This window comes from Pandoraea vervacti (assembly GCF_000934605.2).
Classification (GTDB): Bacteria; Pseudomonadota; Gammaproteobacteria; order Burkholderiales; family Burkholderiaceae; genus Pandoraea; species Pandoraea vervacti.
Window position 1 is genome coordinate 1,759,011 of sequence record NZ_CP010897.2, and the last position, 20,407, is coordinate 1,779,417.

The following is a 20,407-nucleotide window of genomic DNA, read 5'->3' on the forward strand; positions in this document are numbered from 1 at the left end:
TCAACACACTCCCGCAAAGTTTCTCAAAATTTGAGGAGAATTCCCCCATGCTTAATATGTCCAGGCGCCAGTTCCTGAAAGTGAGTGGCGCAACGCTGGCCGGGTCCAGCCTGGCAATGCTCGGGTTCGCGCCCGACGCGGCGCTGGCGGAGGTCCGTCAGTTCAAGCTGGCGCGAGCGACCGAAACCCGCAATACCTGTCCGTACTGCTCCGTCGCCTGTGGTCTGCTCATGTACAGCTACGGCGACGGCGCGAAGAACGCCAAGAAGAGCATCTTCCACATCGAAGGCGACCCCGACCACCCGGTCAACCGTGGCACGCTGTGCCCGAAGGGGGCGAGCCTCATCGACTTCATCCACAGCCCGAATCGTCTGACCCATCCGGAGTACCGCAAGCCGGGGTCCGACAAGTGGGAACGGATTTCCTGGGACGACGCACTCGATCGCATCGCCAAGCTGATGAAGGCCGACCGCGATGCCAACTTCGTCGAGAAGACGGACGACGGGCTGACGGTCAACCGTTGGCTGACGACCGGCATGCTGGCCGCGTCGGCGTCGAGCAACGAAGTCGGTTACATCACGCACAAGGTCATCCGCAGTACCGGGATGCTGGCATTCGATAACCAGGCACGTGTCTGACACGGCCCGACGGTGGCAGGTCTTGCCCCGACGTTTGGCCGTGGCGCGATGACGAACCATTGGGTCGACATCAAGAACGCGGATCTGGTACTTATCATGGGCGGCAACGCCGCCGAGGCACACCCGTGCGGTTTCAAAAGGGTGACCGAGGCGAAGGCGCACAACAAGGCGCGCCTGATCGTCGTCGACCCGCGCTTCAACCGCTCGGCATCGGTGGCGGATTACTACGCCCCGATCCGTACCGGCACGGATATCGCCTTTCTCGGCGGGTTGATCAACTACCTGCTCACGAACGACAAGATCCAGCATGAATACGTCAAGAACTACACGGACTTCACCTTCCTGGTGAAAGACGAGTTCTCGTTCGAAGACGGCATCTATTCGGGTTACAACGCCGAGAAGCACACCTACGACAAGTCTTCCTGGGATTACCAGAAGGGCGCGGACGGCTACGTCCTCACCGATCCGACGCTGCAACACCCGCGCACGGTGTTCCAGCTGATGAAGCAGCACTACTCGCGCTACACCATCGAGATGGTCGAGCGCGTGTGCGGGACACCAGCCGACAAGGTCGAGTACATCTACAAGCAGATTGCCGAGTGTTCCACCCCGACGCGCACCATGACGATCCTGTACGCGCTGGGCTGGACACAGCACTCGATCGGCTCGCAGATCATTCGTACCGGCGCGATGGTGCAGCTTCTGCTGGGCAATATCGGTGCGGTGGGCGGCGGCATGAACGCGCTGCGCGGTCACTCGAACATTCAGGGGCTGACCGATCTCGGGCTGATGACCGACCTGCTGCCGGGCTACATGTCGTTGCCCAAGCAGGCGGAGCAGACCGTCGAGCAATATCTGACGGCCCGCACGCAAAAGCCTCTGCGTCCGAACCAGTTGAGCTACTGGCAGAACTATCCGAAGTTCTACGTGAGCCTGATGAAGGCTTGGTGGGGCGACGCGGCAACGGCCGAGAACAACTGGGGCTATGACTATCTGCCCAAGCTCGATAAGCCGTACGACATGCTGCAAGTGCAGGAGTTGATGAGCAAGGGCAAGATGACCGGCTACATCGCGCAAGGGTTCAACCCGCTTGCCGCGACCCCGGCCAAGGTCAAGTGGGACAAGGCGCTCGCCCAGCTCAAGTTCCTCGTCATCATGGATCCGCTAGCCACCGAGACGTCGGAGTTCTGGAAGAACTTCGGTGAGCACAACGACGTCGACTCCAGCAAGATCCAGACGGAAGTATTCCGTCTGCCGACGACCTGTTTCGCCGAAGAGGATGGCGCACTGGTCAACTCGGGACGCTGGTTGCAGTGGCACTGGAAGGGCGGTGAGCCGCCGGGCGAGGCACGCACCGACATCGAGATCATGTCGGCGCTGTTCCTGCGCCTTCGCGAGATGTACAAGACGCAGGGCGGCAAGTATCCCGACCCGATCGTCAATCTCGCTTGGCCGTATGCGCAGCCCGAGAGCCCGACGCCGGAAGAGCTCGCCAAGGAGTACAACGGCCGCGCGCTCAAGGACCTCGTCGATCCGAAGGATCCGACCAAGGTCACGCGCAAGGCGGGTGAGCAGTTGTCGGGCTTCGCGGAGCTCAAGGACGACGGCAGCACGTCATCAGGCTGCTGGATCTTCGCAGGCGCCTGGACGCAGGCCGGCAACCAGATGGCCCGGCGCGACAACAGCGATCCGACCGGCATCGGTCAGACGCTGAACTGGGCCTGGGCGTGGCCGGCGAACCGTCGCATTCTGTACAACCGTGCGTCGGCCGACGTCGCGGGCAAGCCGTTCAACCCGAAGCGCAAGCTGGTCTACTGGAACGGCAAGGCGTGGACGGGCGCGGATGTGCCGGACTTCAAGGCGGATGAGGATCCGGCCGGAGGCATGAGTCCGTTCATCATGAACCCCGAGGGCGTTGCGCGTTTCTTTGCCAAGGGCGCCATGGCCGAAGGACCGTTCCCCGAGCATTACGAGCCTTTCGAGACGCCGCTGGGTTACAACCCGCTGCATCCGAAGCAACCCAAGGCCACGAGCAATCCGGGCGCCCGCGTGTTCCCGGACGATCTGGCCACCATGGGCCGCGCCGAGCAGTTCCCGTATGTGGCCACGACCTATCGTCTGACCGAGCATTTCCACTACTGGACCAAGCACGCGTTGCTGAACTCGATCATCCAGCCTGAGCAATTCGTCGAAATCGGCGAGGCGCTGGCCAAGGAGATCGGGGTCGTCGCGGGTGACACGGTCAAGGTGTCGTCCAACCGGGGCTATATCAAAGCCAAGGCGGTCGTCACCAAGCGTCTGCGTGCGCTCAAGGTGGACGGCAAGACGGTTCACCACGTGGGCATTCCGATTCACTGGGGCTTCAAGGGGCTGACCAAACCCGGGTTCCTCGCGAACACGCTCACGCCGATCGTCGGCGACGCCAATTCGCAGACACCCGAGGTGAAGTCGTTCCTCGTGAAGGTCGAGAAGGCATAAGGGGGCGCCATGGCATTGCAATCACTGGATATCAAACGGCGCTCGGCAACGACCTTGCCGTCGCCCTCTGTGCGTGAGGCGCACACGGGCGACGTCGCCAAACTCATCGATGTCTCGAAGTGCATCGGCTGCAAGGCATGTCAGACGGCGTGCATGGAGTGGAACGATCTGCGCGACGAAGTCGGCACCAATGTCGGGGTGTACGACAACCCGGCCGACCTGACGGCGGACTCATGGACGCTCATGCGTTTCACGGAGTACGAAAATCCGAAGGGCGACCTGGAATGGCTCATCCGCAAGGATGGCTGCATGCATTGCGAGGATCCGGGCTGCCTGAAGGCGTGCCCGTCGCCGGGCGCGATCGTGCAGTACGCCAACGGCATCGTCGACTTCCACGAAGAAGCGTGCATCGGGTGCGGATACTGCATTACCGGGTGTCCGTTCAACATTCCGCGCATCTCGCAAAAGGACCACAAGGCGTACAAATGCACGCTGTGTTCCGATCGCGTGTCCGTGGGACTGGAGCCGGCTTGCGTCAAGACTTGCCCGACCGGCGCGATCATGTTCGGCACGAAGGACGCCATGAAGGATCAGGCGGCCGAGCGCATCGAAGACCTGAAGTCGCGCGGCTTCGATAACGCCGGGCTGTACGATCCGGCCGGCGTGGGCGGCACGCATGTGATGTACGTGCTGCACCATGCCGACAAGCCGTCGCTGTATCACGGCTTGCCGGACAATCCGCGCATCAGTCCGATGGTGACGTTCTGGAAGGGCATTGCCAAACCGCTGGGCGTGGCCGCGATGGCGCTCACGGCCATCGCCGGGTTCTTCCACTACATCAAGAGCGGTCCGAACGAAACGACCGAGGAAGATGAAGCGCAGGCCCGCCGGTACGATGCCTCCCGCAAGGGCGGCGGTCCCGACGGCGAGAAGGGCGTTCGCACGCACGAGGAGGTCTGACCATGGCGCATGACGCTGAAGTTGGCAAGTCGGGTCGAGACGACCTGATCGAGCGCTACAACGCCGCGGAGCGCATCAACCACTGGATCGTCGCGGGCACCTTCATTCTGCTCGCGCTCTCCGGGCTGGCGCTGTTCCATCCGTCGATGTTCTGGCTCACCAATCTCTTCGGTGGCGGGCCGTGGACACGGATTCTGCACCCGTTCGTCGGGCTGGTGATGTTCATCGCTTTCGTGTGGCTCGCGCTGCGGCTCGCCCGCTACAACAAGTTCGAGCAACGCGACGCCGAGTGGATGAAGCACATCGGCGACGTGCTCAACAATCGCGAGGAAAATCTGCCGGAGGTCGGGCGCTACAACGCCGGACAGAAGCTGCTTTTCTACGTGATGGTGTTGTGCATGATCGGGTTGTTGCTCTCGGGCATCGTGATCTGGCGCGCGTACTTCGCGTTCTATTTCCCGATCTGGGTGATTCGTCTGGCATCCGACGTGCATGCGGTGTGTGCATTCGTGTTGATTTGCGGCATCATTACGCACATCTACGCGGCGATCTGGATCAAGGGTTCCGTGCGCGCCATGACGCGCGGTACCGTCACCCGCGGCTGGGCGTGGAAACATCATCGCGCCTGGTACAAGCAGCTCAACAAATAAGTCCGGCCCTGCTGGTGGCCGGACACTCATACGAGGCCGGCCACCTTGCAACGCATTCTCGAACCCGGGCAGATTGAATCGCTCGATCGCACCTCCATTCCCCGTTTGCGCATGCCGCAACGCGCCGAAGTGTTTTCGGCGCGCGCCGCACGTTTGCGTCAGTTGGCCGACGGCCATCCGCTGGGTGACTACCTGCGGCTAATGGCCGCACTCGTGGACGCGCAGCAGCATGTGCTCGACAACTTCCAGGCTGAGCGTCCCTCGCCCGAGTCCATCGAACAGGCGCAGCAGCACTGCATGCCGCTCGTGCCCGCCTCCGGCGGTTACGACGCCGGGCGCTGGCAGCCGTTGCTCGTCCCGCTGCTCGATGCGGTGGCGGCGCAGCCGGCGTTGCCCGCCGCCGTCAAAGGGGTGATCGAGCGTGTTCGCGCGGCCGACCCGGCAGCGCTCGAAGCCGGTGCACAGGCATTGCTCGCGGGACACGGCAAGGGTGTCGATGCCGCGAGCGCGCCGTTTCTGATGGCGGCGCTGCAAGTCCTCTGGACCGGCGTGGCGAGCACCTTCGAGGCCGGTGAAGTGCCCATGCTCGACGTCCCCAATGTCTGCCCCGTTTGCGGCACGCTGCCGGTGGCAAGCGTGGTGCGCATCGGGGGCGCGCATGAAGGCTATCGTTATCTTTGCTGCGGGCTGTGCGCGACCGAGTGGCACATGGTCCGCGTGAAGTGCACGCATTGTGAAGCGAGCGAGCACGTTGCGTATCACGTCGTCGACACCGCGGGCGCAGGGACCGACGCCGCGTCGGCCTCGGCGGCTGAGAGTGCAGTGGCCGACGGTGGCATGCTCAAGGGGCCGGACGGGCGACCGAAGCTCGACGAGGCATCCAGGCGGGTGGCGTCGTCGCCGATTCGCGCCGAATCGTGTGACGATTGCCACAGCTATCGGAAGATCTTCTATCAGGACAAGGACCCGTTCGTCGAACCGGTCGCCGACGACCTCGCCAGTCTGGCGCTGGACGTGCTGATGGGCGAAGCCGGCTACGCGCGCGCCAACGGCAACCCGCTGCTCTGGCAAAACGCCGAAGACGCCTGATGGGGACGAGGATGCCGATGGCGGAGCATGACAAGGGGCGGGCGGACGTGGCGGATCTGCCGTCGCTCGACAGGTTGCTGGGCACGGCCGAGTTTCAGGCGGCACTCGCCGACTTCGGTCGCACGCAGGTCGTTGCGGCGTTGCGCAGCGACCTCGACGCGCGTCGTGCGCAGGCGCGCGTCAGCACGCTTACCCACGATGCGCTGACGCCGGCCGCGTTCGGCGCGCGGGTCGTCGCCACGTTGACCGAGCGCAATCGCGCGACGCTGCGCCCCGTCTTCAATCTCACCGGCACGGTGCTGCACACGAACCTTGGGCGGGCGTTGTTGCCCGAGGTCGCCATCGAGTCGGTCATGCAGGCGCTGAGCTCGCCCGCCAATCTCGAATTCGATCTGGCAACCGGGGGACGCGGCGATCGCGACGACCTCATCGCGCCGCTGCTCTGCGAGCTGACCGGCGGCGAGGCGGCGACGGTCGTCAACAACAACGCGGCGGCGGTGCTGCTGATGCTGGCGACGCTGGCCAGGCGCCGGGAAGTGGTCGTGTCGCGCGGCGAACTGGTGGAGATCGGCGGGGCCTTCCGCATCCCCGACATCATGACGCATGCGGGCGCGAAGCTCGTCGAGATCGGTACGACCAATCGCACGCATGCGGCCGACTATCGCAATGCCATTGGCGACAAGACGGCGCTGCTGATGAAGGTGCATTGCAGTAATTACGAAGTCACGGGCTTCACCAAGAGCGTCGATGTGGCCGAGGTCGTGGAGATCGCAAAGCCGCACAGCGTGCCGGTGGCGGTCGATCTCGGCAGCGGCACGCTCACCCCGATGGAGCGATGGGGGCTGCCGCATGAGACGACCGTGCAGGAGACGATAGCCGCAGGCGCGGACCTCGTCACGTTCTCCGGCGACAAGCTGCTTGGCGGGCCGCAGGCGGGCATGATCGTCGGTCGTAAAGACCTCATCGCGAAGATCAAGAAGCATCCGCTAAAGCGCGCGCTCCGGGTGGGCAAACTCACGCTCGCGGCGCTGGAGCCGGTGCTGCGTCTGTATCGAGATCCCGATCATTTGCCCGAGCGGCTGACCACGCTTCGCCTGCTCACGCGTACGCGCGACGAGATGGCTGCGCAAGCCGGGCGGCTGGCGCCGGTGCTCGAGAAATCACTGGGCGAGGACTACACCGTGACGGCCGCCCCGATGGTCAGCCAGATCGGCAGCGGTGCGTTGCCGGTGGAGCAACTTCCGAGTTATGGGCTGGCGATTGCACCGGCTGGCGGCAAGCGCGGCAGCGGGCGCGCGCTGGCGAGACTCGAAGCCGCGCTGCGCGGGTTGCCGTACCCCGTGATCGGGCGCATTGCCGATCAGACGCTCTGGCTCGACCTGCGTTGCCTCGAAGCGGGTGACGAAGCGCGGCTGTCGTTGCAGTTCGCGGAGTTGCGCGCATGATCGTCGGCACCGCAGGGCACATCGACCATGGCAAGACGAGTCTCGTTCGCGCGCTGACGGGCGTTGACACCGACCGTCTCAAGGAAGAAAAGGCACGCGGCATTTCCATCGAGCTGGGATACGCCTACACACCGTTGCCGGATGGCGAGGTGCTGGGATTCATCGACGTGCCCGGGCACGAGAAGCTGATCCATACGATGGCGGCGGGCGCGGTCGGCATCGACTTTGCGTTGCTGGTGATTGCGGCGGACGACGGCATCATGCCGCAGACCCGTGAGCATCTGGCCATTCTGACGATGCTGGGCGTGCGGCATGGCGTGGTTGCGTTGTCGAAGGCCGATCGGGTGGATGCTGCACGGCTGGCGGCGGTGACGAAAGAGATCGAGGCGTGGCTTGCAGACACGCCGTTTGCACGCGCCGAAGTGATTCCCGTGTCCGCGACGACGACGGGCGATGCCGGGGTGGCGGCATTGCGGGAGCATATGACGCGAGCGGCGGGCGCGTTGCTCGCGTCGGGCAACGCCGCGCGTCGCGACGATGCGCTGTTCCGGCTTGCCGTCGACCGCGTCTTCACGTTGACGGGGCATGGCACGGTGGTGACGGGCACGGCCTTTGCGGGCGCCGTGCGTGTGGGCGATACGTTGACGGTGATGCCACAGAAGTTGCCTGTGCGGGTGCGCAGCATTCATGCGCAGAATCGTCCTGTGGAGACTGGCCGGGCAGGCGAGCGTTGCGCATTGAATCTGGCGGGTGTCGAGCGCGATCAGTTGTCGCGTGGCGACTGGATCGTGGCGTCGGGCTTGTCCGAGCCATCGACGAATGTGGACGTCGAACTGCACTGGCTGCCGGGTAGCGCGCCGCTCACGCAATGGTTTCCGCTGCATGTGCATCTGGGCACGACCCATGTGCAGGCGCGCACGGTGCTGCTCGGCGGGGATACGCTTGCACCCGGCGCGTCGATGCGGGTGCAGCTCGTGTTCGACACGCCGGTGTGCGCGATGCCGGGCGACCGGTTCATCGTGCGCAATCCGCAAGCCACGGCGACCGTCGGCGGGGGGCGCGTGCTCGATCCGGCCGCGCCCGAGCGCAAGCGTCGTTCGGCGCCCAGACTGGCGTGGCTCGATGCCGTTGCGCGGTATCTCGATGGCGACGGGCTCGACGCCTTGCTCGCGCAATCGCCCTTCGGTCTGACGAGCACGCAGGTCATCACGTTGACGGGCTTGCCCGCGACGCAATGGACATGGCCGTCGGGAGCTGTGGTGCACGCGGGGTCCGAGGGCGAATCACTAGCATTCGCGCCGCAGGCGTGGGAGGTCATGCGTGCGCGTGTACTCGCCTCGCTGAGCGACTATCACGCACGCGTGCCGGACGAGCCGGGGCTCGACGCGGCGCGTCTGGGGCGTATGACCTGGCCCTCGCTGGACGCGGCACGTTGGCGCGTGATCGTGCAGGCCTTGTTGAGCGAAGGGGCGCTGGCGCGCACCGGCGCGTGGTGGCACCTGCCGACGCATCGCGTCGAAATGACGGATGAGGAAAACGCGCTGGCGCAGGCATTGTTGCCGAAGGTGGCGCAGGGGCGTTTCGATCCGCCCTGGGTGCGTGACATGGGACGTGAGCTGAACGTGCCGGAAGATCGGGTGCGTTCGGTGCTGCGCAAGCTCGCGCGGCAGGGGCGGGTGCATCAGATCGTCAAGGACCTGTTTTACGACGATGCGTGCGTGCAGACGCTCGCCGACATGATTGCAGGGGCTGACGGCAGGGTGGAAGCCGGCGCCTTTCGGGATGCGACGGGACTGGGCCGCAAGCGCGCGATTCAGATTCTGGAGTTCTTCGACCGTGCGGGATATACTCGCCGCGTTGGCGATTTGCATGTACGGCGCCCGGGTGTAGCCTGGGGCGCGGTGTAGGAAGGCATCCGTATCCGGTGATGCGGCCGGGCTTCAAACCCGGTTGGGGGCGTCAGACGTTCCCAGGTCGGTTCGACTCCGGCTGCCCTCCGCCAAGACATGGCTAAAGCACAACTCAAACGCAACCAATACGCAACAAAAAACGATGAGGGCTCCCTGCGCGGGAGCCCTTCTTTTTTGGGGCGACGTGTTCAGCTCTGCTGGCCGCCCGGCACCATGCGCGCCATGATCTGTTCGCGCACGCGGATCAGGTGTTCACGCATGGCGGTCTCTGCACGGTCCGGCGCCCGATCGCGAATGGCCTGCGCGATCGCCTGATGTTCCCGGTCGCGTTGCCGGATTCGCTCGGGGCAGTGAGGAACGGGCTGCTGAATATGCAAGCGGATGTCCGAGCCCACGCGGCGGATGATCTGATAGACGTCTGCAGCAAGTGCGTTACCGGACGCCGACGCCACGGCGCGGTGAAAGGCGAGGTCCGTCGATCCACGATCGGCGCCGGGCGACGTGGTCGCCGCCCGTTCGATGCGAGAGATCTCCAGCGGGGTCGCCCTGACGGCGGCCAGCCGCGCAAGAAACGGCTCCAGCGCCAGCCGAAGCTCAATCACTTCGAGCACATTGGTACGCCCGGCCAGCAACTCACCGTTACGCTTCGATTGCCCCTCGCCACGCCCGCGCGGTGTCTCCAGTTCGCCTTCCTCGCGCAACACCTTGAGCGCATTGCGCAATTGATGGCGCTTCACACCGAGTTCGTCGGCCAACTGTCGCTCTGCCGGCAACGTGTCGCCGTTGGCGAGACGGCTCCGCAGACTTTCAACCAGGTCAACCATCGTTTTTTCTCCACCACAACCAATGGATTTGGTTGCACGCCAAAAAAATTATCGAGGCCGCATGATATCGGAATTCAGCTTGCCCGACCAACGGCATCCCTGCTTTGGTTATTCCCTTTTGTCCATATACTCGGCGCGTAGTCCGTTCCCCATGATTCGATTTCATGAATTTTTGGTTCAACCAAGATAAACAACCAAAACATACCAACCATAATAACCAAATACATTTTTGGTTGACACCAAAAATTTGTATTGATCTAATCGTTTGCATCGGCAGTTGGTAAAACCCCACTCGGAGGTACCGCAGCATGATGCAAGCCACGCAGGCAGCCGCCGTTCGCAGTCGCGAACAAGACGAGACGCGGCAAATGTACGAGGAGATCGGTAACGCGCACCTGTTCCCGTTCTGGGCGCGAAGCGCCGATGTCGAGCACGACGAAATCAAGCAACTGATGCAGGGACAGCGCGCCGTACCCTACCTGTGGCGCTTCAAGGACGTGCTGGAACCCCTGCTGCAACAATCGGCGCGCCTGATCTCTACGGCAGACTCCGATCGCCGCTCGCTGATTCTGACCAACCCCGGGCTCAAGCCCCGTCGCGCGACGGTCACCACGCTGTACACCGCCTACCGTCTGAACGATCCGAACGAGATCATGCCGCCGCATCGCCACACGGCAAGCGCGATCCGGCTCGGGCTCACCGGTTCGCAAAACTTCACTGGCGTGGAGGGCGAAGACGTCGTCTTCGGCCCGGGCGACATGGTGCTCACGCCGCGCGATACGTGGCACAACCACGGTAATGTGGGGAGCGAGCCCGCCATCAATCTTTCGGTGCTCGACTACCCGCTGGTCGAAACGCTCAATGCCTTGTCGTTCGATCACGATTACACCGAAGGCGGCGAGGCGATGCGCAAGCAGTCGGCACGTTTTCCCGCCGACTATTCGGCGATTACCTATGGGACGGGCGGGCTGATGCCGCGCTTCGTCGACCACCGCCGTGGCGCCAATGGTTCATCGCCGATGTTCATTTACCGCTACGAGGCTGTGCGCGAGTTGCTCGAGAAGCATCGCGAATGGGCGGAGAACCCCTACGAGGGACTTCGCATCGAGTACGTCGATCCCCTGCGTGGCGGACCCGTCTACAAGACCATGACGTTCTTCATGCAGATGCTGCGCCCCGGCGAGCGCACGCTGCCGATGAAACAGACGGCGAGCCTGCTGGTCTCGCCGCTCGAGGGATCGGTGCGTGCCGTGCTCGACGAGCAGACCTTCGAGACGAACCCGTTCGATACGCTCGCGGTGCCTGGCGGCACTTGGGCGCAATACGAGAACACGAGCGCTACGCAGCCAGCCATCGTATTCATTGCGAGCGATGAACCGGCGCTTCGTGCGTTCGGCCTGTTGCAGCGCTGGGGCAAGACGGCCGGCGGCGATGTTCTCCTCCTCGATTAAGGGACGCCGTCATGGCCAAGGCATGGAATACGCGCCTCGTCAGCCATATCGACTGTCCCGGGGGCGGGCAGGTGTGGGTCGAGCGCAATATCCTGTATGTCTCGCATATGCGTCCGCCGGCGGGAACGTCGATCTACGACGTTTCCGATCCGAGGCATCCGCGTCTGCTGGCAACGCTTGAAGTGCCGATGGGCTGGCACTCGCACAAGGTGCGTGTGCAGGACGGCGTGATGTTGGTGAATTACGAGAAGTTCCGCGAGGGGGCCCCCGAGTTCGGTGGCGGTCTCGGCATCTTCGACGTCACGCGTCCGTCCGAGCCGCGTCCGATTTCGCGTTGGTATTCCGGTGGCGAAGCGGGCGGCGTGCATCGGTATGACTTCGATGGCCGTTACGCCTACATCTCGCCGACGGCCGAGGGTTTTGTCGGCAACATCGTCAAGATTCTCGATCTCGCCAACCCCGAGCGCCCGGAGGAAGTCGGGCGCTGGTGGATTCCGGGACAGAACGTCGGCGCGGGCGAGGAATACCCTTGGGACGACTACGTGCGCCCGCGCTGCCATCATCCGCTGCGCATGGGCGATCGCCTCTACGTCTCATACTGGCACCACGGCTTCTTCATTCTCGACATTTCCGACATGTCGTCTCCGAAGCTGGTTTCCGGCATCAACAGCAGTCCCGCACATCCGCACCCCACGCACACGGCGTTGCCGATTCCCGGTCTCGTCAAGGGGCGTCGCGTCATGGTCGTTGCCGACGAGGATGTCGCAAAGTTGCGGCCGTCGCCGCCGTCTTTCGCCTGGATTTACGACATCACCGACGAACGTCAGCCGATGCCGATCTCGACGTTTCAGGTCGAGGGCGTCGATCCCGATGGTGCGCCGCGCGAGCCGATGTCGGGATGTCATCAGCCCTCGGAGCGCTTCGTCGGCACGACGCTCCCGTTCGCGTGGTTCGCAAAGGGCATGCGGCTCGTCGACATTGCCGACCCGTTTGCGCCGAAAGAGATGGCTTACTACGAACCGGACGCCCCCGCCGGGTGCGAACGTGCCTCGTCGAACGACGTCACCATCGACGATCGCGGACTCGTATACCTGCTCGACCGACAACAGGGCATCGACATCATCGAGTGCTTCCCCGGGTGAGCGCGTAAGCGCAAAACCCGATAACCACCGGCGCACGGATCGCCAAGGACACGAGGACTGCAATGACGATTTCGGTACACGGCAAGAAGAACCCCAATCTTCCCTTCCATCCGGCCGTACGGGCAGGCGACTTCGTGTTCGTTTCCGGACAAGTCGCCAAGGACGAAGACGGACGGATGATCGGCGGCACGATCGAAGAGGAAACGCGGGCCACGATTCTCGCCGTGCAGCGGGCGCTTCGCGAGGCCGGGTGCGATCTGTCCGACGTCGTGAAGGCGACCGTCTATCTCGAAGACGCCCGCGACTTCGGTCGCTACAACGGCGTGTTCAAAGAGTATTTCCCGGACGGGCGCCTTGCCCGAACCACGGTCGAAGCGCGCGCGGTGATCACCACGCGCATCGAGATCGAATGCATTGCTTACCGGCCGCTGTGACATACCGCATCGGCTACGACCCTTACCCGAGGACACCGACATGCTCAAGCTCTACGGACGCGCCACTTCCGGCAACGTGCAGAAAGTCATTTTCCTTCTCGAGGAACTGGGACAGCCCTATGAGCGGCTGGACTACGGTCGCCAGTTCGGCAACACGGGCACGCCGGAGTATCTCGCGATGAACCCCACCAACAAGGTGCCCACGCTTGCCGACGGCGAACTGGTGATCTGGGAGTCGCACACGATCCTGCGCTATCTCGCCAGTCGTCACGGCGCGTCGCTCTATCCGGCCGACCCGGCGCAGCGCACGTTCGTGGAGCGATGGATGGACTGGACCCTTGCATCGCTCAATCCCGTGTATCTCGCAGGCTTCAAGGACGCGAAAAAACCCGCAGACGAACAGGCGGCCGACACGGGGCCGAATCTCGCGGCAGAACTGAAAATTCTCGACGCCCAATTGCGCGAGTTGCCTTGGTGTGCCGGTCCGGCATTCAGTCTCGCGGACGTGGCGCTGGCCCCGCTCGTCAAGCGTTGCGTACGCTTTCCGTACGCCCTGCCGACGTTTCCGGGCATCGCGGCATGGCTCGCGCGTATCGAACAGCGCCCCGCGTTCGTCAAAGCCACGAGCGCGGGCTGACCCGACGCCGCGTATTCAGGCCGCGTTCCGGTCGCCCCGGGGTGCGGCGATCCTCAAGCCAACAGCAAGACGGGAGTGTCCCCATGCCAAGTCTCGATCGGCCGGATAGGCCGGAGAGGGCCGCCTCAAGCGCGAGTGCTGCGAGCGCCTCGCCTGAGCCGTATATCAGCGTGCGCGGCCTTTGCGTCGACTTCGAGACGCGCGGCCGCGTCAATCGCGTGCTCAACGACATTCACCTGTCCGTCGAGCGCGGTGGCTTCACCTCGCTCGTCGGTCCGTCGGGTTGCGGCAAGAGCACGCTGCTGAAGGTGCTCGCGGGCTTGCAGGCGCCCACGCTGGGACGCGTGAGCGTTGGGGGCATGCCCCCTTCGGAAGCCGTTCGGCAGCGGCGTATCGGACTCGTGTTTCAGGAGGCGGCGCTGATGCCGTGGAAGAGCGCGCTCGATAACGTTTGCCTGCTGATGGAACTGGTCGGCACGCTGCGCGACAAGGAGGCCATTCGTACGCGCGCCCTCGAATTGCTGAACATCGTCGGCCTCGGTCACGCGGTGGACCGCAAACCGTCGCAGTTGTCCGGCGGCATGCGACAGCGTGTCTCGATTGCCCGCGCGCTGGCGCTCGATCCCGAAGTGCTGATGATGGACGAACCGTTCGGCGCACTCGATGCGATCACGCGGGAAGAGATGAGCGACTTTCTTCTCGATCTCTGGAAACGCACCGGCAAGACGATCGTCTTCGTGACGCATTCGATCGACGAAGCGGTGTTCCTTTCGCGCGACGTGACGGTCATGGCAACGGGACCGGCACGCATCCTCGAATGCCTGAGCGTGCCGTTGCCGTATCCCCGCAATGAGGACAGCTACGCGACGCTCGAATTTGCGCAGACGGCCTCGCATTTGCGCAAACGACTCAAGGAAGGCCACCGTGCCGGGAGGACATCATGAGCGTATCGCCTACCGAAGTCGTACCCGCCGGTGCGCGCGGGCGTGCGGCGCCGAAGCCGTTCCGGGGCCTTTGGCGTGCAGGGCCGGGCGTCGCGCTGATGATCGTGTTGCTGGCGTTGTGGGAGGCCGGGTTGCGCGCGTTCGACGTGCCCGTGTTCGTGTTGCCGACACCGACGCAGGTCGTTGGCGCCCTGGTGGCGAAGCAGCCCGAGCTCGCCGCAGCGACCTGGGTCACGGCACGCGAAGTGCTTTACGGATTCGTGCTCTCGAGCGTCGTTGGCGCGGCACTGGCCGTGTGCATCGCGCGATTCGAACGTTTGGGCAGCGCCGTCTACCCGCTGATGGTCGTGTTCCAGAACGTCCCAAAGATTGCGCTCGCGCCGATTTTCGTTCTCTGGTTCGGCTACGACCTGATGCCCAAGATTCTGTTGATCGTCGTGATGGCGTTCTTTCCCGTGGCGCTGAACATGCTCGTCGGCCTGCGCTCGGCCGATCCGAATCTCGTGGCGCTGCTCAAGTCGGTGGGGGCTACCCGAACGCAGATCCTGACGCGCGTGCAGATACCGCATTCGTTGCCTGCGCTGATGGCCGGCATCAAGGTGGCGATCACGCTGAGCGTGATCGGCGCCATCGTCGGCGAGTTCGCCGGCGCGTCGGCGGGGCTGGGCTACGTGATTCAGTTCGCCTCGACACAGATGCAGATGCCTCTCGTGTTCGCCGCGCTCGTGCAGGTGTCGTTACTGGGGGTGTTGTTCTACTACGCCGTCGAAGGGTTCGAATCCCGCTTCATTACCTGGGGAGGCGAGGCGCATCGCTGATTGCCGGAGTGATCGCCGGATATTTTCAAACCGGGGGATGAATCGGCCCCCGGGCTCGTCGGCCGGAGGTCGCCACGAGCGCTTTCTTAGCATTCCTTCTTGCAGGAGTTCCAGCGTGAGCAGATTGAGCAAACTGTTTTCGGGTCTTCTCTTGTGCGCGTCGTTGCTGGGCGCCGGGGCATCGGCGGCACTGGCGGCGCCCGCGGCAGATGACGTCGTCGTCCAGCTTGACTGGATCGTGCGGGGTAACCACGCCATGTTCTTCGTCGCACGCGACAAGGGCATGTTCGCAAAGCAGGGGATCAATGTGACGGCGATCCGCAAGGGTACCGGCTCGGTCGATGCGCTGCGCATGGTCGCCAATGGCAGCGCGCAATTCGGTTTCGGCGATCTCTCCACGCTGCTTGTCGCACGCACCCAGGGGGCGGCCAACACCACGCTCGTGGCGGTCAACCAGAAAAGCCCGCTGGCGATGGTGTCGATCAAGTCGCGCAAGCCGCTTAACGCGGCCACCGATCTGAAAGGCATGAACGTCGGCGTTCACCCGGCCGGTTCGACTTACGTGTTCCTCAAAGCCTTTCTGAGCAAGAACGGCATGTCGCTTGCGGATATCAAGCAAAGCACCGTTGCGCCGCCTTACGAGAATTACCTGGTGATGGGGCGCGTCGACGCGGTGCCGGGCTATATCGATGCCGAAGTGCCACTGCTCGAAGAAAAGACCGGCGGGCCGGGGTCACTGTCGATCCTTCAGGCGGCCGACCATGGTCTGAATGTGTACGGCTCCGGCATGTTCACTTCGGACAAGATGGTGGCATCGAATCCCCAACTCGTGCAGCGCTTCGTGAATGCCTACATGGAGGCGTTTGCCTACGTCATTACGCATCCGGACGAAGCGGTCGCGGCCATCGTCAAGGCCAACCCCGAGTACAAGGGCCAGGAGAAGATCCTCGCCGAGCAACTCGACGCCGATTTCAAGCACACGATGTACTCGGGCGATACCGCGACCCACGGCATTGGCTGGGTCGACGCCAGGCGCTGGGGCGATATGTTCGACATCCTGCGCAAGGAGGGTTCGATCGAAGCGGGCGCGAAAGCCAGCGGCGGTTTCGACATGAAATTCCTGACGGCGGCCAAGCCGCTGCGCAAGTAAGGAGACGGAGATGAACGCGATCGTGACCGATAACACGCAGGATGTCGCCGCTTCGTCACGGCAAGGTTGCGCGGCGGGGCTGGTCCTGCCGGCTCAGGACGGCCTCTATTACGGCGGCGCATGGCATGCGCCGCACGCGGGCCGGTACGAAGATATCCACAGCCCGGGCGACGGGTCGCGCATCGGCCGGGTGGCGGTAGGGGATGCGACCGATGTCGACGCGGCCGTTGGGGCCGCACGGCAGGGGTTTGCCGTGTGGCGAGACACCCCGCCGCTCGAACGCGCCCGCATCCTCAAGGCAGCGGCTGTCGAGATGCGCAAGCACGCTGCCGATCTGGCGCGGCTCGACGCTGCCGATTGCGGCAATCCGGTGGCCGAAATGACCTCGGACGTGATGGTCGCCGCCGCGCTCTTCGAATTTTTCGCCGGGCTCGTTACCGAGATGAAAGGGGCTTCGATCCCAATGGGGCCGGAGGCCATCGACTTTACGGTGCGCGAACCGGTGGGCGTGGTCGCGAGAATCGTCGCTTTCAATCACCCGTTCATGTTCGCGGCTGGCAAGATGGCCGCGCCGCTGGCCGCTGGCAACGCCGTGATCATCAAACCGCCGGAACAGGCGCCGTTGTCGTCGTTGCGACTCGCGGAGATCGTTGGCGGCCTGTTTCCGCCGGGTGTCGTGTCGATCATCAATGGCGGGCGCGATGTGGGGCAGGCGCTGGTGTCGCATCCCGGCGTGGGCATGCTTGGACTGGTCGGAAGCATTCCCACGGGACGTGCGGTGGCGCGTGGCGCTGCCGAGCGACTCAAGCCGATGTTGCTGGAACTGGGCGGCAAGAACGCGCTCATTGCCTACCCGGACGTGGATCCCGATGCGCTGGCCGCTGGCGCCGTGGCCGGCATGAATTTCACGTGGTGCGGGCAATCGTGCGGGTCGACCAGCCGCCTGTTCCTGCATGAGAGCCTTTACGACGCCGTCATCGAGCGCATCGTCGAGCGCTGCAAGGCCTTTGTGCCTGGCCTGCCGACGGATCCCAAAACGACCATGGGCGCGATCATCAGCCAGGCGCAGCACGCGCGGGTGCTGTCCTATATCGCGTCGGCCCACGAAGAGGGCGCGCGCCTGGTGTGTGGCGGCAAGGTGCCCGACGACCCGTCGCTGGCCGGGGGGTATTACGTCGAGCCGACGGTATTTGCCGACGTATCGCCGCAAATGCGTATCGCGCAGGAGGAAATTTTCGGGCCGGTGCTGAGCGTCATCAAGTGGCACGACGAAGCGCAGATGCTGGCCGATGTGAATGGACTCGACTATGGCCTGACGTGTGCCATCTGGACGAACGATCTCGAAAAGGGCATGCGCACGGCCTCACGGGTCAACGCGGGCTTTGTGTGGATCAACGAAGTCGGCAAGCACTTTCTTGGCGCGCCGTTCGGCGGCATGAAGCAGTCCGGTATGGGGCGCGAGGAGTGTCTGGGCGAAATGTTGTCGTTCACGCAGGAAAAGAACATTCACGTGAGTTTGCGTCGCGTGGCCGCACAGCACTGATCCGCCGACCGGATCCGACATCCGAGTGGGTCATTCGAGTTGATCATCAGAAGGCAGGACACATGCAAACCACTTTCGATTACATCATCGTTGGCGCGGGCTCGGCGGGCTGTACGCTCGCCAATCGCCTGACGCAGGATAGCGGCGCGCGCGTGCTCGTGCTCGAAGCAGGCGGGTGGGATCGCGATCCGTGGATTCATATTCCGCTCGGGTGGGGCAAGATACTGACCAAGCGTTTGCACGACTGGATGTACGACTGCGAGCCGGAAGAGAACGTTGGAGGACGAAGCGTGGAATGCGCGCGCGGGAAGGTGGTCGGCGGGTCGTCCTCGGTCAATGCGATGGCTCACGTGCGTGGCAATCGGGCGGATTTCGATCGATGGGCCAGAGACTACGGATTACCCGACTGGTCCTACGACAACGTGCTGCCGTACTTCCGCAGGCAGGAGCGGTGGGAGGGGGGAGGCGACGCGTTTCGCGGCGGCGACGGCCCGCTCAATGTGCAGCGTTGTCGCTACGAAGATCCGCTGCTCGGCGCATTCGAGCGCGCGTCCGAGACGGCCGGGCACGATTGGGTCGACGATTACAACGGCGCGACGCAAGCCGGATTCAGTCGCCTGCAAATGACGATTCGAAACGGTCGCCGCTGTAGTGCGGCAAGCGCGTATTTGCACCCGGCGCGCCAGCGTGCGGGACTGCGGGTCGAGGTCAATGCCCATGCCTCGCGCGTCGTGCTCGAAGGCGACAAGGCGGTCGGCGTCGAGTATTGGCAAAACGGCGTCAAACACGTGGCTAGGGCTGCGCGCGAGGTGCTGCTGTGCGGGGGCGTGATCAACACGCCGCAACTGCTGATGCTCTCGGGCATTGGCGATCCGGAGCGGCTCGCGCAGATCGATGTGCCCGTGACGGTGGCCAGTCGCGGCGTCGGGCGCAACCTTCAGGATCATCCTTCGGTGATCGTCATGTATCGACGTGCCAGCCCCGGCCCCTTCCATCGGATGATGCGGCTGGACCGCATCGGCATGCAATTGATCCGCGCGTACTTGACGGGCAAGGGATTTGCGTCGGACGTGCCCGGCGGGGTGGTCGGTTTCATGCACAGCGGGGAAGCGCCCGTGCCCAGCGAAGCGCCGGACCTTCAGTTGCTGCTCACGGCGGCGCCGCTCGGTGCATGGCCATACTTCAAGCCGTTCAGGCAGCCGTTCAACGATGGCTTTGCGTGCCGCACCGTGCTGCTGCATCCGCAAAGCCGTGGGGAAATCCGGCTGACATCGAGCGACCCTGCCGCCAAGGCGCGCATCCATCAGAATTTCCTCTCGACGCCATACGACTGGGCGGCACTGCGCGCGTCCGTGCGTATCGTGCGCGACCTTGCTGCGCAACCGAGTCTGGCGCCGTATATCGGTGCGGAAATCGCGCCGGGGCCATCGCGTTCGTCGGACGCGGACATCGACGCGTTCATTCGCCAATCGGCGATTACGGTCCACCACCCGGCAGGCACTTGCCGCATGGGGGCAGACGACGACCCGATGGCCGTGGTCGATAGCGAGTTGTGCGTCAAGGGCGTGCGCAATCTGCGAGTGGTCGACGCCTCTGTCATGCCGGACCTGACGTCGGGAAACATCAACGCACCGGTCATCATGATTGCGGAGCGTGCTGCCGACCTGATTCGCGACCGGGTGCCGACGCGAGCCGTCCCGCCCGCCCATTCCGCCCCCGTCGACACGCGAGCGGTGGCCGCATGAAACTCGCGCTCGCAGGGATGCGGCGGCATCGGGTCGTCGTCACACAGCCATTGTGCGGCGCGGCCATCGATCGCCTGGATCGCTTCTTCGAGGTGACGCTGTGCACCGGCGCGCAGGACATGAGCGAGCAGTTGCGCTCGGCGGCAGCCGCCCTGGTGGGCGAACGCGACGTCATTGATGCGCAACTGCTGGACGGTCTCGACACGCTTCAGGCCGTGTGCTGCCTGACCTCGCACGAGCCGCGCATGGACATTGCGGCCATGACGCGCGCGGGCGTGCGGGCGATGTCCTCGCCCGACGCCGAACGTGCCGTCGAGAATCTTCTGGCGGCTTTCGGTTTTGGACGACTCGGTGGACGCCCGCCGGATCTGCTCAATCCGGAACTGCTTTGCGACTGCTGCAGCTTCTAGGCGAGTTGGGCTAGCGGCTCCGGTGGCAGGGGCAAGGCGGTGAGGGAGATGAGGGGCAGGTGATTCCCGCGATCCCGTAAAATAGCGCCGATACGGCACGCAGATGTCGCGCTCTGTCCGGGGTTCTACAGGTCTTCCA

The 20,407-nt window shown here is 64.0% G+C and carries 17 protein-coding genes and 1 tRNA gene; 17 read left to right on the forward strand and 1 reads right to left on the reverse strand.

Annotated features, from left to right (window positions below):
• The first annotated feature begins 47 nt into the window (after positions 1-47).
• From fdnG to UC34_RS07925, 7 genes are all read left to right on the forward strand, one after another.
• The gene (gene fdnG / locus UC34_RS07895; protein ID WP_157123078.1) at positions 48-3,116 is read left to right on the forward strand and encodes a formate dehydrogenase-N subunit alpha; all 3,069 of its coding nucleotides are present in this window, start codon (positions 48-50) and stop codon (positions 3,114-3,116) included.
• A gap of 9 nt (positions 3,117-3,125) precedes the next feature.
• Positions 3,126-4,076, forward strand: coding sequence for a formate dehydrogenase subunit beta (gene fdxH, locus UC34_RS07900; protein WP_044455110.1), 951 nt, complete (start codon positions 3,126-3,128; stop codon positions 4,074-4,076).
• Positions 4,077-4,078: 2 nt separating this feature from the next.
• Positions 4,079-4,726 carry a formate dehydrogenase subunit gamma gene (locus UC34_RS07905; protein WP_044455111.1) on the forward strand — a complete coding sequence of 216 codons (648 nt, stop codon included), beginning with the start codon at positions 4,079-4,081 and terminating at the stop codon, positions 4,724-4,726.
• Positions 4,727-4,771: 45 nt separating this feature from the next.
• Positions 4,772-5,815, forward strand: coding sequence for a formate dehydrogenase accessory protein FdhE (gene fdhE, locus UC34_RS07910; RefSeq protein ID WP_044455112.1), 1,044 nt, complete (start codon positions 4,772-4,774; stop codon positions 5,813-5,815).
• A gap of 17 nt (positions 5,816-5,832) precedes the next feature.
• Entirely contained in the window at positions 5,833-7,260 is a 1,428-nt protein-coding gene (gene selA / locus UC34_RS07915; RefSeq protein ID WP_044455113.1) for an L-seryl-tRNA(Sec) selenium transferase, read from the forward strand.
• Positions 7,257-9,167, forward strand: a complete 1,911-nt coding sequence (gene selB, locus UC34_RS07920) for a selenocysteine-specific translation elongation factor (protein ID WP_044455114.1) — start codon at positions 7,257-7,259, stop codon at positions 9,165-9,167. The genes selA and selB overlap by 4 nt, the downstream gene beginning before the upstream one ends.
• Positions 9,167-9,262 (forward strand) — tRNA-Sec (locus tag UC34_RS07925). The genes selB and UC34_RS07925 overlap by 1 nt, the downstream gene beginning before the upstream one ends.
• Positions 9,263-9,358: 96 nt before the next feature.
• On the opposite strand, the gene UC34_RS07930 is transcribed toward UC34_RS07925, so the two are convergent.
• Entirely contained in the window at positions 9,359-9,994 is a 636-nt protein-coding gene (locus tag UC34_RS07930) for a FadR/GntR family transcriptional regulator (RefSeq protein WP_044455115.1), read from the reverse strand.
• 308 nt (positions 9,995-10,302) lie between these two features.
• Here UC34_RS07930 and UC34_RS07935 point away from each other — a divergent pair, with 308 nt between their 5' ends.
• From UC34_RS07935 to UC34_RS07980, 10 genes are all read left to right on the forward strand, one after another.
• Positions 10,303-11,445 (forward strand): cupin domain-containing protein, encoded by a 1,143-nt coding sequence (locus UC34_RS07935; RefSeq protein ID WP_044455116.1) that lies wholly within the window; start codon positions 10,303-10,305, stop codon positions 11,443-11,445.
• An 11-nt stretch (positions 11,446-11,456) separates the two neighbouring features.
• Positions 11,457-12,587, forward strand: coding sequence for an LVIVD repeat-containing protein (locus UC34_RS07940; RefSeq protein ID WP_044455117.1), 1,131 nt, complete (start codon positions 11,457-11,459; stop codon positions 12,585-12,587).
• Between the two features lie 62 nt (positions 12,588-12,649).
• Positions 12,650-13,021, forward strand: coding sequence for a RidA family protein (locus tag UC34_RS07945; RefSeq protein ID WP_044455118.1), 372 nt, complete (start codon positions 12,650-12,652; stop codon positions 13,019-13,021).
• Between the two features lie 40 nt (positions 13,022-13,061).
• On the forward strand, positions 13,062-13,658 hold the full coding sequence (locus UC34_RS07950; protein WP_044455119.1) for a glutathione S-transferase family protein: 597 nt from the start codon (positions 13,062-13,064) through the stop codon (positions 13,656-13,658).
• Between the two features lie 83 nt (positions 13,659-13,741).
• Positions 13,742-14,602, forward strand: coding sequence for an ABC transporter ATP-binding protein (locus UC34_RS07955; RefSeq protein ID WP_052810944.1), 861 nt, complete (start codon positions 13,742-13,744; stop codon positions 14,600-14,602).
• Positions 14,599-15,420, forward strand: coding sequence for an ABC transporter permease (locus UC34_RS07960; protein ID WP_044455121.1), 822 nt, complete (start codon positions 14,599-14,601; stop codon positions 15,418-15,420). The genes UC34_RS07955 and UC34_RS07960 overlap by 4 nt, the downstream gene beginning before the upstream one ends.
• A gap of 115 nt (positions 15,421-15,535) precedes the next feature.
• Positions 15,536-16,570 carry an ABC transporter substrate-binding protein gene (locus UC34_RS07965; protein WP_052810945.1) on the forward strand — a complete coding sequence of 345 codons (1,035 nt, stop codon included), beginning with the start codon at positions 15,536-15,538 and terminating at the stop codon, positions 16,568-16,570.
• 10 nt (positions 16,571-16,580) lie between these two features.
• Complete coding sequence (locus UC34_RS07970) at positions 16,581-18,113, forward strand: aldehyde dehydrogenase family protein (RefSeq protein WP_084070437.1); 1,533 nt, start codon at positions 16,581-16,583, stop codon at positions 18,111-18,113.
• Between the two features lie 62 nt (positions 18,114-18,175).
• Complete coding sequence (locus UC34_RS07975) at positions 18,176-19,858, forward strand: GMC family oxidoreductase (protein ID WP_044455122.1); 1,683 nt, start codon at positions 18,176-18,178, stop codon at positions 19,856-19,858.
• Positions 19,855-20,268 (forward strand): hypothetical protein, encoded by a 414-nt coding sequence (locus tag UC34_RS07980; RefSeq protein ID WP_044455123.1) that lies wholly within the window; start codon positions 19,855-19,857, stop codon positions 20,266-20,268. Before UC34_RS07975 ends, UC34_RS07980 begins: the two co-directional genes overlap by 4 nt.
• Positions 20,269-20,407: the final 139 nt, after the last annotated feature.

Excerpts from the sequence above, each read along its gene's own strand:
- selB (WP_044455114.1), top strand. The coding sequence starts at position 7,257 with ATGATCGTCGGCACCGCAGGGCACATCGACCATGGCAAGACGAGTCTC.
- UC34_RS07905 (WP_044455111.1), top strand. The coding sequence starts at position 4,079 with ATGGCGCATGACGCTGAAGTTGGCAAGTCGGGTCGAGACGACCTGATC.
- UC34_RS07960 (WP_044455121.1), top strand. The coding sequence starts at position 14,599 with ATGAGCGTATCGCCTACCGAAGTCGTACCCGCCGGTGCGCGCGGGCGT.
- UC34_RS07930 (WP_044455115.1), bottom strand. The coding sequence starts at position 9,994 with ATGGTTGACCTGGTTGAAAGTCTGCGGAGCCGTCTCGCCAACGGCGAC.
- UC34_RS07950 (WP_044455119.1), top strand. The coding sequence starts at position 13,062 with ATGCTCAAGCTCTACGGACGCGCCACTTCCGGCAACGTGCAGAAAGTC.
- selA (WP_044455113.1), top strand. The coding sequence starts at position 5,833 with ATGGCGGAGCATGACAAGGGGCGGGCGGACGTGGCGGATCTGCCGTCG.
- UC34_RS07935 (WP_044455116.1), top strand. The coding sequence starts at position 10,303 with ATGATGCAAGCCACGCAGGCAGCCGCCGTTCGCAGTCGCGAACAAGAC.
- fdxH (WP_044455110.1), top strand. The coding sequence starts at position 3,126 with ATGGCATTGCAATCACTGGATATCAAACGGCGCTCGGCAACGACCTTG.
- UC34_RS07955 (WP_052810944.1), top strand. The coding sequence starts at position 13,742 with ATGCCAAGTCTCGATCGGCCGGATAGGCCGGAGAGGGCCGCCTCAAGC.
- UC34_RS07970 (WP_084070437.1), top strand. The coding sequence starts at position 16,581 with ATGAACGCGATCGTGACCGATAACACGCAGGATGTCGCCGCTTCGTCA.
- UC34_RS07980 (WP_044455123.1), top strand. The coding sequence starts at position 19,855 with ATGAAACTCGCGCTCGCAGGGATGCGGCGGCATCGGGTCGTCGTCACA.
- UC34_RS07940 (WP_044455117.1), top strand. The coding sequence starts at position 11,457 with ATGGCCAAGGCATGGAATACGCGCCTCGTCAGCCATATCGACTGTCCC.
- UC34_RS07945 (WP_044455118.1), top strand. The coding sequence starts at position 12,650 with ATGACGATTTCGGTACACGGCAAGAAGAACCCCAATCTTCCCTTCCAT.
- UC34_RS07975 (WP_044455122.1), top strand. The coding sequence starts at position 18,176 with ATGCAAACCACTTTCGATTACATCATCGTTGGCGCGGGCTCGGCGGGC.